The organism is Pseudomonas sp. Z3-6, from assembly GCF_051131985.1.
Classification (GTDB): Bacteria; Pseudomonadota; Gammaproteobacteria; order Pseudomonadales; family Pseudomonadaceae; genus Aquipseudomonas; species Aquipseudomonas zanjanensis.
Genome location: NZ_CP071644.1, coordinates 2,666,228 through 2,679,130, shown reverse-complemented (window position 1 = coordinate 2,679,130; position 12,903 = coordinate 2,666,228). Strand labels below are relative to the sequence as shown.

General features: G+C 62.0%; 9 protein-coding genes. 6 read left to right on the top strand and 3 right to left on the bottom strand.

Annotated features, from left to right (window positions below; translation table 11 throughout):
* Nucleotides 1–80 precede the first annotated feature (80 nt).
* The 6 genes from J3P88_RS12345 (at nucleotide 81) to J3P88_RS12320 (ending at nucleotide 6,935) form a co-directional block, all read left to right on the top strand.
* Entirely contained in the window at nucleotides 81–932 is an 852-nt protein-coding gene (locus tag J3P88_RS12345; RefSeq protein WP_434575531.1) for a fumarylacetoacetate hydrolase family protein, read from the top strand.
* A gap of 2 nt (nucleotides 933–934) precedes the next feature.
* Complete coding sequence (locus J3P88_RS12340) at nucleotides 935–1,756, top strand: IclR family transcriptional regulator (protein ID WP_434575529.1); 822 nt, start codon at nucleotides 935–937, stop codon at nucleotides 1,754–1,756.
* A 21-nt stretch (nucleotides 1,757–1,777) separates the two neighbouring features.
* Nucleotides 1,778–3,424 (top strand): bifunctional 3-(3-hydroxy-phenyl)propionate/3-hydroxycinnamic acid hydroxylase, encoded by a 1,647-nt coding sequence (locus J3P88_RS12335; RefSeq protein WP_434575527.1) that lies wholly within the window; start codon nucleotides 1,778–1,780, stop codon nucleotides 3,422–3,424.
* Between the two features lie 22 nt (nucleotides 3,425–3,446).
* Nucleotides 3,447–4,295 carry a VOC family protein gene (locus J3P88_RS12330; protein ID WP_434575525.1) on the top strand — a complete coding sequence of 283 codons (849 nt, stop codon included), beginning with the start codon at nucleotides 3,447–3,449 and terminating at the stop codon, nucleotides 4,293–4,295.
* A 74-nt stretch (nucleotides 4,296–4,369) separates the two neighbouring features.
* The gene (locus J3P88_RS12325; protein WP_434575523.1) at nucleotides 4,370–5,848 is read left to right on the top strand and encodes an aldehyde dehydrogenase family protein; all 1,479 of its coding nucleotides are present in this window, start codon (nucleotides 4,370–4,372) and stop codon (nucleotides 5,846–5,848) included.
* An 88-nt stretch (nucleotides 5,849–5,936) separates the two neighbouring features.
* On the top strand, nucleotides 5,937–6,935 hold the full coding sequence (locus J3P88_RS12320) for a helix-turn-helix domain-containing protein (protein WP_434575521.1): 999 nt from the start codon (nucleotides 5,937–5,939) through the stop codon (nucleotides 6,933–6,935).
* Nucleotides 6,936–7,070: 135 nt separating this feature from the next.
* Here the strand turns inward: J3P88_RS12320 and J3P88_RS12315 are convergent, their stop codons facing one another.
* The 3 genes from J3P88_RS12315 to J3P88_RS12305 are packed head-to-tail and all read right to left on the bottom strand — an operon-like array spanning nucleotide 7,071 to nucleotide 12,807.
* On the bottom strand, nucleotides 7,071–8,468 hold the full coding sequence (locus tag J3P88_RS12315; protein WP_434575519.1) for an efflux transporter outer membrane subunit: 1,398 nt from the start codon (nucleotides 8,466–8,468) through the stop codon (nucleotides 7,071–7,073).
* On the bottom strand, nucleotides 8,465–11,611 hold the full coding sequence (locus tag J3P88_RS12310; RefSeq protein WP_434575517.1) for an efflux RND transporter permease subunit: 3,147 nt from the start codon (nucleotides 11,609–11,611) through the stop codon (nucleotides 8,465–8,467). Before J3P88_RS12310 ends, J3P88_RS12315 begins: the two co-directional genes overlap by 4 nt.
* A gap of 2 nt (nucleotides 11,612–11,613) precedes the next feature.
* Nucleotides 11,614–12,807, bottom strand: coding sequence for an efflux RND transporter periplasmic adaptor subunit (locus J3P88_RS12305; RefSeq protein WP_434575515.1), 1,194 nt, complete (start codon nucleotides 12,805–12,807; stop codon nucleotides 11,614–11,616).
* Nucleotides 12,808–12,903: the final 96 nt, after the last annotated feature.

Here is a 12,903-nt window from a genome sequence, read left to right as displayed (position 1 = left end):
TGCATAAATCCTACTTTACAGGATTTTATAGCAAGACTAGATTAACCCTCATTGCACCCTCCCTCTCTCCAGGAGCCTCCATGAAACTCGCAAGCTTTATTGTCCAAGGCCGTAGCAGCTACGGTGTGGTCGAAGGTGACCTAATCATCGACCTGGAATCGCTCAAGCCAACCCTTGGCAGCGATCTCAAACAGGCCATCGCCCACAACCGCCTGAACGAACTGAGCGCTGCGCGCCTGGCAAGCCTGCCGAGTATCCCCTTGGCTGACGTGACGTTCCTGCCGGTAATCCCGAACCCGGGCAAAGTGCTGTGCATCGGCATCAACTACGCCACCCACGTGCGCGAAACCGGTCGTGAGATGCCGGCCTTCCCCATGATCTTTACCCGCTTCGCTGACAGCCAGGCCGCCCACCTGCAGCCCATCGTTCGCCCAACGGCGTCCCACAAGCTCGATTTCGAAGGCGAGCTGGCGGTGGTGATCGGTAAAGCGGCCCGTCACGTCAAACGCGCCGACGCGCTGGACTACGTCGCCGGTTATGCCTGCTACAACGACGGCAGTGTCCGCGACTGGCAGAAGCACACCATTCAGTTCGTCCCCGGCAAGAACTTCCCGAACACCGGCGGTTTCGGCCCCTGGCTTGTGACCGGCGACGAGATCGGCGACCCGCAGGACCTGGAATTAACCACCCGCCTGAATGGCGAAGTGATGCAGCACACCCGCACCAGCGACATGATTTTCGATGTGCGCCAACTGATCGAGTACTGCTCCACCTTCACCGAACTGGCCCCGGGTGACGTGATTGTCACCGGGACCACCGGCGGCGTCGGAGCGTTCCGCGAGCCGCCGGTGTGGATGAAACCGGGCGACGAAGTCGAGATCGAGATCGCTCGAATCGGCACCCTGCGCAACAGCATCGTGGACGAGCAATAAGCATGGAAAACCTACACACCCCTGACGCCCTGCCCGAGCAGGATGGCGACAGCAAAGGCTCGAGCCTGGAGCGCATGCTGCGGGTACTCGACCTGTTCACCGAACAGAGCCCGATCTGGGCGGTGGACGACATGGGCGGCGCCTTGGGTTTTACCCGTTCGACGGCCTACCGCTACGTGCGCGAATTGGCCGAGGCCAACCTGTTGTTCCAGGTCGAAGCCGGGCGTTATGCGCTGGGCGCGCGAATCATTACCTGGGACCGCCAGCTGCGCCTGAGCGACCCCCTCGTGCGCGCCGCCCAAGCGCTTGAGCCCAACTTCCCACAGTGGAGCGAACAACAGGTCTGGCTGATCTGCCGGCTGTTCAAGGACCAGGTCGTCTGCATTCACCAGCACGGGGACTTGTTCAGCGAGGTCAGCTACTCCCGTGGTTCGCCCAGGCCGTTGTTCCTGGGTGCGACGTCCAAGGCGATCCTCGCCAACATGACCCCGCGTCAACACAGCCAGCTGTTTCTCGACCACCCCGAAGAGGCACGCGCCAGTCAACTGGGCCAGACCTGGGAACAGTTCCGTCGTTCGCTGCAGCAACTGCGTCGCCAAGGCTATGTGGCCAGCGCAGGTGAAGTCGACGCAGGCGTCTATGGCCTGGCTGCGCCGATCTTCGACGGCGATGGCAAGGTCGTCGGCAGCATCAGTTGCGTGCGCCCGGCGCAAGAGCGCGAAACTGCCCAGGAACAGGCACAAGGACAGCAGATCCTTGCCCTGGCCCAGGAACTGTCGCAACGCATGGCTGCGCTCGCCAACCGCGCCAAGCCACTGGGCTGAGCCATCCGGAAGGGAATAACAATGACAACCCTCAAACGCATCAATACCCAGGTCCTGATCATCGGCGCCGGTCCTACCGGGCTGACCCTGGCCAACCTGCTCGGCCAAGCCGATGTGGACACCCTGATCATCGACCGCAAGCCGGGCACCGTGACCGAGCCACGGGCGGTTTCAATCGATGATGAGTCCTTGCGCACCATGCAGGCCATCGGGTTGGATGCTGCCGTGCTGCGTGATGTCGTACCCGGCTACGGCGTGCATTACTTCACCCGGCCCGGCGGTCGCTGCTTCGGCAAGGTCGAGCCGACCGGCAAGCTGTATGGCTTCCCCAAGCGCAACGCGTTTCGCCAACCGCTGTTTGAAAACACCCTCAGGCTAGGCCTCGAACGTTTTGCCAGCCTGACGGCTCGGTTCAGCCACGAGTTGGTGGAATTCAGCCAGGACCCACACGGCGTGTGCGCACTGGTGCGTGACGCCGAAGGACAGCTGATGGAAGTCCACGCGGCTTACCTGGTGGCCTGCGACGGCGGCCGTAGCCCGGTGCGCAAGCAACTCGGGATCGAGATGGTCGGCTCGAGCTTCTCCTCGCGCTGGCTGGTGGTCGATACCGACCAGGACGACGACCCCTTCTGGCAGACCCGCGTGTATTGCGACGCCAGGCGCCCGGTGGTGGAAGTGCCCGGCCCTCACCGTACGCGCCGATTCGAGTTCCTGCTCAAGCCCGATGAAACGGACGAACAGGTGCTCGACGAAACCTGCCTGCAAGCATTGCTGCGCCCGTTCAAGGGAGATACGCCGGTTTCCATCGTGCGCAAGACGGTCTACACCTTCCACGCCCGGGTCGCCGAGCGGTGGCAGGTGCAGCGGGTGTTTCTCGCCGGCGACGCCGCGCACCTGACCCCGCCCTATGCCGGGCAAGGCATGAACAGCGGCGTTCGCGATGCCCACAACCTGGGCTGGAAGCTGGTCGGCGTACTGAAGGGAAAAATGGCGGAAAGCGCACTGCTATCCTACGAAAGCGAGCGTCGTGATCATGCGTGGGCATTGATCAAGTTGGCCTTGAACCTCGGCGTGGTCATGGCACCGGCCACCGTCCTGCGCGCTCGCCTGATCAGTGGGGCATTCGCCTTGATCGGCCTGTTGCCGCCGTTGCGCGATTATTTCCTGCAAATGCGCTTCAAGCCCAAACCCCGCTTCACTCGGGGCCTGGTGCTGACCGAGGGGCAAGCAGGCACGTTGTCCTGCGGACAGATGTTCCCGCAACCGATGCTCACCGACGCCCACGGCCAGGAACGCCTGCTCGATGACGCCATCGGCGCCGGCTTCGCCTTGATTCAATACGGCGACCCGACCCGCCAGCGTATCGATGAACTCAAGCATGGCCTCTGGAGCCACCTTGAAGCCAGACGCATCCTGATCCTGCCCGCATCTGTCCAGGCCATGCCATCGATCCCGGGCTGCACGGTGCTCCAGGACCGTGAAGGCCAGCTCAAAACCCTACTGGGCGATTCCCACCCGTTCCTGCTGCTGCGTCCGGATCGCTATATCGCCGCGATTTTCGACAAGGCTACCGAAACCCGGGCCGCCGAATCGTTGCAGTCGCTGTTCGGCACCACCGTGGCCCACAGCAGCGCAATCGAGCCGAGCACCGCGCCCGTCTTTCATTAAACCTTCACGCACAGAGGTGGTTATGCAAACACTCCAGACTTCCACACCTGCACGCCTGTGCTACCTGCACCTGGCGAGCAAAGACGCGCAACGGCAAATCGATTTCTATCGACGGATGATGGACATGGACAGCCAGGCGCAAGCCGATGGCAGCTGGATGCTCAGCGGCCCGCAACGCGCCATGCTCGTGTCTCCCGCCGACCACAGCGGCCTGCTCGCGGCGGCGTTCGACCTGGGCAGTCAACCTCGACTGCAAGCACTGCGGGTTCGACTGCTCGGCAACGGCTGCATCATCGAAGAGGTCGACTCGCCGCTGCTCGAAACGGGGGCTTTCGTGATCCGTGATCCCCAGGGTCGGCAAACGATATTTGGCGTCGCTCACCCTGCTCTCCAGGCCTCTGGCCAAGGCATGCCCGGCCGCTTGCAACATGTGGTGTTCCAGACCACGGAGCTGGAAGCCATGATCGATTTCTACGTCAACACGGTGGGCTTCACTGTTTCGGACAATGTCGTGGATGAGCAGACCGGCCAACTGATGACGTGCTTCCTGCGCTCGGACGATGAGCACCACACGTTGGCGTTTTTCCGCGGTTCGAAAAACGAGTGGGACCACCACTGTTACGAAACCAACGAGTGGAATGACATCCGTGACTGGGGGGATCGCTTCGCCAAGGAGCGCATCACCATTTTCTTCGGGCCCGGCCGACATGGGCCGGGTAACAACCTGTTCTTCATGGTGGTCGATGCCGATCGCAACCGCCTGGAGTTCTCGGCTGAGCTGGAAGTCACCGACGCCAGCCGCCAGCCCGGCGTCTGGGCACAGGAGGAGTACACACTCAATTCGTGGGGCCGCGCCTGGATCAGGAGCTGAGCAGTTTTCCCCATCGGCGTTTGCACCCTTGATTTCTAAACGAGGCGACCACCTGCCTCCAAAGGTAAAAGACCATGACGACTCAACCGCTCGTGCCCTACGCCATCAACGGCGACCAATACATCAACGGCACCTGGCGTGCAGGGCGCTCAGCACGCCGCCTGGACGACCGCAATCCCTTCAATGGCGAACAATTGCTGGAGATGCCCCTGGCCTCGATTGCCGATCTCGACGACGCCTACCAAGCGGCGCAGCAGGCGCAGGCCGCATGGGCACAACTGCACCCCACCCAGCGCAGCGCTCAACTTGAAAAGCTCGCCCAAGTCATCCAGAACCGCCGTGAAGAGATCATCGACTGGCTGATCCACGAGTCCGGCAGCACCCGGATCAAGGCGAGCATGGAATGGCAATTCACGCTGAACCTGGTGCGCGAATGCACGACGATGCCGATGCAGGTTGAAGGTCGAATTCTGACCAGCTACAAGCCCGGCGAACAGAGCTTTGTCTTCCGCGAGCCCTTGGGTGTGGTGGGCGTGATCAGCCCATGGAATTTCCCGCTGTACCTGAGCATGCGCTCGGTGGTGCCGGCACTTGCCCTCGGCAATACGATCGTGCTCAAGCCCGCCAGCGACACAGCGGTGACCGGCGGCCTGCTCATTGCCCACCTGTTCGAAGAAGCCGGCTTCCCCGATGGCTCGATCAACGTCGTGGTCGGCGCCGGCTCGGAAATCGGCGATGCCTTTGTCGAGCACCCGGTGCCGAGCCTGATTTCCTTCACCGGTTCGACGGATGTGGGACGCAATGTCGGCCGTATTGCCACCGGTGGCAAACACATCAAGCGCGTGGCCCTGGAACTGGGCGGCAACGCGCCGCTGGTGGTGCTGGATGACGCCGACATTGAAGTTGCGGCGCACGCTGCGGTGGTCGGGCGTTTCCTGCACCAGGGCCAGATCTGCATGAGCGTCAACCGGGTGATCGTCGACAGCTCGCTGTATGCCGATTTCGCGTCGCTGGTGGTGGAGCGCGTGCGCAACCTCAAGACGGGCGATCCGACCAAGGCCGACACGGTGATCGGGCCAGTGGTCAATCAGAGCCAGCTCGATGGCCTGCTACGTAAGCTCGACGGTGCCCGGAGTGCCGGCCTCAAGCAGCTTTGCGGCGGCCCGGCATCCGGGCTGGTGCTGCCTGCCCATGTGTTCGGCGAAGTAGCAGCCGATCAGGAACTGGCCCGCGATGAAACGTTCGGCCCCCTGCTGCCGCTGCTGGTCGCAGAAAACGAAACCCATGCATTGGCGTTGGCGAACGCCAGCGAGTATGGCCTGTCCAGCGCCGTGTTCACCCGGGACATGGCCCGTGGTCTGAACTTCGCCCGTGGCATTGTGGCGGGCATGACCCATATCAACGACATCACCGTCGATGACCAACCCAATGCCCCGTTCGGTGGTGAAAAGAATTCCGGCCTCGGTCGCTTCAACGGTCACTATGCCCTGGATGAGTTTACCCGTGCCCATTGGGTGACCTGGCAGCCCGGAGGCCATCACTACCCGTTCTAAGTCTTGGCACCCTTGATCAGACCCGGATCGGGCGAATCGACCCCTTTGCCCGATCCGTCAGAAAACAATAATAAACAGAGGCGAAAAAATGAACCATTTAGCCTGCGTGTCCACCGATCAGGTTGTTCGCTCCGACCGCCTGATGAAATGGAAAGAGTTCATGAGCGATCACCTGGGGCGTACGCCGGACTATATAAAACGGCTGGAATCGACGTTCATCGACCCGTTGCATGACAGCAACTTCCAGGGTCGGCTGGAGTACGGGGACCTGGGCCAGTTGCGTTTCTGTCGAATGACCGCCAGCGCCCATCGATATTCGCGCCACCTGAGCAAAGCGATCGACGCCCTCGACACGCCGCGCATGCTGATCATGCAGGTGGCTGGCGTCAGTCATTTCGAGCAGGGCGAACAAAGCAGCGTACTGGCCCCTGACGAAATGCTCCTGGTCGACTGCGGCAAACCTTTCAACGTGACCAGCACCCAAGGCTGCGAACATTTCATCCTGCTGTTCCAAGGCGCATCCGGGCAGCTTGCGCAAACAGGCGACATGCACCTTAACGGACGTAATGGACTGGGGCGGATGCTCATGCACCTGATCAGCGATGCCTACAATCAATACCCCTTGCTGAACAACCATTCGGCCGGGCTGATCGGCGACAGCATCACCGGGCTGCTGGACAACGCACTCATGAACAAACAGGAAGAAAAGCAACTCGAACACGACTTCCGCTTCTTCAAGCAGAACCGCCTCAAGGCGTACATCGAGCGCCACCTGGCCGACCGCGACCTGACCATCGAACGTATTGCCAACGCTGAACAATGTTCGGTGCGAAGCCTGCACCGTGCCTTCCAGGACGAGTTGGGGTGCAGTATCAGCGAATACATCTGGCAGCGGCGCCTGGCCCGCTGCGCTGAGGACCTGCGCAGCCGGGAACACGCCCATCGCTCGCTCACCGAGATCGCCTACGCCTGGGGCTATGGCAGCAGCTCCCATTTCAGCCGGCATTTCAAATCGACGTTCGGCATGTCGCCTCGGCTATTTCGTGACACCGCGAGCGACAGCCGAGAAAAATTGACGGCGGCTTGAGCCAGTTTCCAATGCATATGGGTTCACGATATTCCCTGTGGGAGCTGGGTTTGCTCGCGATGGTGGTGGGTCAGCTGGCAGAGGTGTTGAAGGTGCTGACGCCTTCGCGAGCAAGCTCGCTCCCACAGGGACTCCTTAATTCCAGCCGCCGCCCATCACCTTGTACAACGTCACGCGGTTGCTCTGTTCGGTCAGACGCAGGGTGATCAGGTCCTGCTGCGCGCTGTACAGGGAACGCTGGGCGTCGAGGGCGTCGAGGTAGCTTTGCGAACCGCCACGGTATAAGGCATCGGAGAGTTCGAAGCTCTTGCGGGTGGCGTCGGTCAACGCCTGCTGGGCCTCGATACGTCGGTCCAGAGTGCTGCGCACCGCCAGGGCATCGGCCACCTCCTTGAAGGCGCTTTGCAGCGTCTGCTGGTAAGTCTGCACCTGAATCTCGCGCTCGGTCTTGGCTGCGTCCAGTGTCGCGCGGTTGCTGCCGCCATCGAAGATCGGCAGACTGACGCTCGGGGCGAACGACCAGGCGCCACTGCCGGACTTGAACAGGCTGGATAAGGCCGAACTTGACGAACCGGCGCTGGCCGTCAGGCTGATGCTCGGGAAGAACGCCGCACGGGCCGCGCCGATGTCGATATTGGCCGACTTGAGCGTGTGTTCGGCGGCCAGCACATCCGGACGTCGTTGCAAGAGGCTGGACGGCAACTCAGCCGGCACTTGGACCAAGGCTGCGGCCGATTCCAGTGTCGAGCCAGGCAGCAGCTGCTCGGGAATCTCGCTGCCCACCAGCAAACGCAGGGCATTATGGTCTTGGAGAATCTGGCTTTCATACTGCGCCGCGTCCACCCTGGCGGACTCCACGGTGGTTTGTGCCTGGGCCACGGAGAGGCCGGAAGACCCGCCCAATGCGTGGCTGCGGCGGGTTAACTCATAGGTTTCCTGCTGGCTGCGCAGGGTCTCCTGGGCCAGGCGCAACCGTTCGTTGTCCGCCGCCAGGGTCAACCAGGCGGTAGCGACTTCGGCCACCAGGCTGATCTGCGTGCTGCGCTGGGTTTCGGCCAGGGCCAGATAGTCCTCCAGAGCTTCGTCCTGAAGATTCTGCAGGCGCCCGAACAGGTCCACTTCGTAACTGCTCAGCCCCAGCTGCGCGCTGTATTCGTGGGTGGTGGTTGCCGAGCCCGTGTTGGACAACGCGCCGGGCGTGCGACTGTGGGTGCCGCTGACGCTGGCATCGATCGATGGCAAGGACTCTGCGCGCTGGATGCGGTATTGGGCCTGGGCCTTTTCGACGTTCAGGGCAGCCAGGCGCAGGTCGCGGTTATTGCTCAAAGCCAGGTTCTGCAAGCGCGCCAGGCGGTTATCGGTAAAAAACCGTTGCCATTGGATATCGGCGGCCACCTCCCCCTTGGGCGTACTGGCGGACGGCAGCCATTGTTCGGAGACAGGCGCCTCGGGCCGCTCATAACGCGGCGCCAGATTGACGCAGCCACCGAGCACTACGAGGACGGCCAGCAATGGCCAGCGGAACTTGATCATGCATCACCTGACTGGGTGGTTGGGACAGAAGTCGAAGCCGTGGAAACGCGAGCAAAACGTCGGCGAATCTGCACGAAGAACAGCGGGACGAAAAAGATCCCCAGCAGCGTAGCGGACACCATACCGCCCAGCACACCGGTGCCGATGGCTTGGCGCCCGGCGGAGCCGGCGCCGGTACTCAGGGCCAGGGGCAGGACGCCAAACATGAACGCCAGGGATGTCATCAGAATGGGCCGCAGGCGTTGGCGCACGGCAATCAGCGCCGCCTCCCGCAAGCTGTTGCCCTGCTCTTGCAGGTGCTTGGCGAATTCGACGATCAGAATCGCGTTCTTGGCCGCCAGCCCGACGGTCGTCAAAAGCCCGACTTGGAAGTAGACGTCGTTGCTCAAGCCGCTGACACGAGTCGCCAGTACCGCGCCCACGACACCCAGCGGCACCACCAGCATCACTGAGAATGGCACCGACCAACTTTCATAAAGCGCAGCGAGGCAGAGGAACACGAACAGCACCGATACCCCGTACAGCAACGGGGCCTGGGAACCGGAAAGACGCAATTGATAGGACTGCCCGGTCCACTCGTAGCCGATGCCTTCAGGCAACTGCTTGATGATCGCCTCCACGGCATCCATGGCCTCCCCGGAACTGACCCCGGGGGCCGCATCGCCGACCACTTCGAGCGAGGCGTTGCCGTTGTAGCGTTCCAGTAACGGCGAGCCGTAGCTCCAGGAACTGCTGGCAAACGAGGAAAAAGGCACCATCTCATCGTTGCTGTTGCGCACGAACCAATGGTCCAAGTCAGTCGCCTGCATCCGCGACGAGGCCTCGCCCTGCACGTAGACTTTTTTAACCCGGCCCTGGTTGAGGAAATCATTGACGTAGGTGCCACCCAACGCTGTGGACAAGGTGGCGTTGATGTCGCTGGTGCTCAGACTCAACGCGCCGGCCCTGCGATCATCGATGTTGACCTTGAGCTGCGGGGCGTCGTCCAGGCCATTACTGCGAACCCCAAGCAAACGAGGGTCCTTGTTGGCCAGCTCGATAAGTTTCTCCCGCGCCGTCACCAGCGCGTCGTGCCCAAGGCCACCGAGGTCCTTGAGTTGCAGGTCGAAGCCGGATGTCTGCCCCAGGCCGCGTACGGACGGCGGCTGCATGACAAACACATTGGCATCGGCAATGCTCGACAGCGCCAGGGTCGCGCGCTGGGCGATGGATGCCGCGTCCTGCCCCGCCCCCGTGCGTTCACTCCAGTCCTTGAGCCGGATAAAGGCGCGGGCGGCGTTCTGGCTGTTGCCGTTCATGCCCAGGCCGGAGATGCTGATCAGCGCTTCGACTTCCGGTTGTTCGAGCAGGTAGTTCTCGAACTGCCTGACCACTGCTTGCGTGCGGGTGTCTGTGGCCCCTACCGGCAACTGCACCTGGGCCATGAGGATGCCCTGGTCTTCATCTGGCAGGAAGGACGTCGGCAGGCTTAGATAACCGGCGGCCATCGCGAACAGCACCAGCCCATACACCAGCCAACTGACACGCCCTCGCTCCAGAATCCTCCCCACCTGGCGCCTATACGCCTCGGCAACGCGCTCGAAGGTACGGTTGAACCAACCGAAGAACCCGCCTTGGGCGCCGTGGCCCTGGTCATCCGATGGCTTGAGCAGGGTCGCGCACAAGGCCGGCGTAAGCGTCATGGCGACGAGCACCGAGAGCACCATGGCCGAGACGATGGTGACCGAAAACTGCCGATAAATGATGCCCGTTGAGCCGCCAAAAAACGCCATGGGGATGAACACCGCGCTGAGTACCAAGGCGATGCCGACCAGGGCGCTGGTGATTTCTTCCATGGACTGGCGCGTGGCGGCGAGGGCCGACAGCCCCTTCTCGCTCATCACCCGCTCGACGTTTTCCACCACCACGATGGCGTCATCGACCAACAGGCCGATGGCCAGGACCATGGCGAACATCGTCAGCGTATTGATCGAATAACCGAACAACGCCAGCACGCCAAAGGTACCTAGCAGTACCACTGGCACGGTGATCGCCGGGATCAGCGTGGCCCGCAGATTCTGCAGGAAGAGGAACATGATCAGTACGACCAGGACAATGGCCTCGCCGAGGGACTTGACCACTTCTTCGATGGACAGGCTGACAAACGGCGTGGTGTCGTAGACGATCACATTCTTGAGTTGCATTTGCGCAGGATAGAACGGTGCCAGTTCCTTGAGCTTGGCCTTCACCGCTTCCCCGACGTTCAGGGCGTTGGCCCCGGCGGTAAGCTGCACACCCATGGCGGCGGCGGGTTTACCGTTAAGGGCAGTGCTGATGTCGTAGCTTTCACTGCCCAACTCGACCCGCGCGACCTCTCCAAGCAGCACCACGGCACCATCACTGGTGGACTTGACCACCACATTGCGAAACGCTTCAACGGTTTGCAGCTTGCTACGGGCGCTGATCGTGGCGTTCAGTTGCTGGCCCTTAACCGCCGGCAGGGCGCCGAGCTGACCGGCGGACACCTCGGTGTTCTGCGCCTCCAACGCGCTGCTGATGTCCGAGGGCATCAGCGAAAATTTTTCCATCAAGGCCGGATCCAGCCAGATGCGCATGGCATAACCCGAGCCCAACGCCTGAACGTCGCCCACGCCGTCGATGCGGCTGAGTGAATCGAGCAGCGTGCTGGAAATGTAGTCGCCGATCTGCGTGCCCGTGACGCTCGGGTTGTCGGAAGCCAGGGCAGCAATCAGCAGGAAGTCCGAGCCACCCTTGGTCACGGTCAGACCCTCGCTCTGCACCGATTGCGGCAGCCTCGATTCGGCCTGTTGCAGTTTGTTCTGCACTTGCATCTGGGCCACGTCCGGGTTGGTGCCGGCGGCGAAGGTCAGGTTGATGCTGGCACTGCCGTCCGAACTGCTGGAGGCCGCCATGTAGGTCAGGTTATCCAGGCCTTTCATCTGCTGTTCGATGACCTGGGTCACCGAGTCTTCCACGGTCTTGGCCGAGGCGCCGGTGTAGGTGGCGGTAATACGCACCGTCGGCGGCGCGATGTCCGGGTACTGCTCCAATGGCAACTGGCTGATCGACAAGCCGCCGGCCAGCATGATGACGATGGCAATGACCCAGGCAAAAATTGGCCGGTCGATAAAGAAACGCGCCATGCTCAACCCTCCTGCGCAATGGCAAGCGGCGTGGTGCTTTGCGCAGGGCTACGCGTGCCGGCGTTTTGCGTCACGACAGACTCACCGACACGGACTTTTTGCCCGCCCTCGACAATCACCTGGTCACCCGCATTCAGGCCAGCCGTAACCCACCATTGGTTGTCCACGGCGCGATTGATGGTCAGTTCCCGTTGCTCGACTTTGCCATTGACCACCACCAGAGCCGAGGTCACGCCACTGGCGCTGCGGGTCACCGCCTGTTGCGGAATCAGGATGGCCTTGTCATCCCGTGCCTGCTCCAACACCGCCCGCACGTACATGCCCGGCAGCAACAGCCGGTCCGGATTGGCGATTTGTGCCCGCAAGGTCACCGTGCCGGTGCTCTCATTGACGGTGACCCCGCTGAACTTCAAGCGCCCCTCATGGGCATAGGTGCTACCGTCATCAAGCTTGAGGCTAATCCGTGCCTCGCCTTCTCCATTGCTTTTCAGTACACCGCTGGCCAGGTCGCGCCTGAGGCGCAACAGCTCAGTGGTCGACTGGGTGACGTCCACGTACATCGGGTCCAACTGCTGCACCGTGGTCAATGCGCTGTCCTGGTTGGCAACCACCAGCGCGCCGGGCGTGACAGTGGACGTTTCAATGCGCCCGCCGACGGGGGAGCTGATGCGGGTGTACGCCAGGTTGATGCGCGCGGTATCCATATCGGCCTGGGCCACTTGCAGTTCCGCTTCGGCGGTCTGCAGGCTGGCCACGGCGTCCTCGTAATCCTGCTGACTGATGGCATCGATCTTCACCAACTGAGCATCGCGCTTGGCCGTGGCCTGGGCCGACTTCAAGGTGGCACGCGCCTTGGCGACATTCGCCTGGGCTTCAGCCAAGGCGGCCTTGTAGGACGCCGAATCCAGCTGATATAGCGCCTGCCCCGCCTTGACCTCTGCCCCTTCGACAAACAGCCGCCGCTGGACGATACCGCCCACTTGCGGGCGAATCTCCGCCGCCATGAACGCCTGGGTGCGCCCGGTCAGTTCGGTGGTCAGGGCCAGGCTTTGCGGTTGCGCGGTGATCACCGAAACCTTCGGCGGTTCGGGTACGGGGGCGGATTCGCCGGAGCAGCCGCCCAACATGAACAGAACAATCAAGCACACCAGGAAGACGGCGGTCACCAGGGATTTGGCGAATAATTTGGTTGACATAAATGCCTCTGTAAGACGAAGGGTTCTAGCCAGGCGCCATACTGCGAGGCAAATGTGCAGGAAAATTGAAGATTGCCCGTCGCCCTTGAATCTTCG